Consider the following 318-nt stretch of genomic DNA (forward strand, 5'->3'; position numbering starts at 1 on the left):
TAGATGATTGGGGTGAAGTCGTAACAAGGTAGCCGTATCGGAAGGTGCGGCTGGATCACCTCCTTTCTAAGAGAACACGATCTTCCGAGTTGAAGATCATCAGATCCCTTGAGGATCACCCTTAAAGTTTCAAGGAAGCGCAAAGCGAATGCTTTCGACGTGCGTTTCTGCGAAACGCTTCAGGCAGTTAATTCGCTCACTCGTTGTCAGTTTTGAAGGATCAAACGATTCTTCCATAAGTAAATCGTTTGGTGGCGATAGCGGAGGGGAACCACACGTTCCCATCTCGAACACGACCGTTAAGCCCTCCAGCGCCGA

2 rRNA genes are annotated in these 318 nt (G+C 49.4%); both read left to right on the forward strand.

The features are described 5' to 3' along the window. Nucleotides 1–66 (forward strand): 16S ribosomal RNA (locus KJS52_RS27085); the annotation flags it as partial. Nucleotides 67–247: 181 nt separating this feature from the next. Further along, nucleotides 248–318, forward strand: a 5S ribosomal RNA gene (rrf, locus tag KJS52_RS27090); the annotation flags it as partial.

The organism is Paenibacillus montaniterrae (assembly GCF_018403185.1).
GTDB classification, from domain to species: Bacteria; Bacillota; Bacilli; order Paenibacillales; family Paenibacillaceae; genus Pristimantibacillus; species Pristimantibacillus montaniterrae.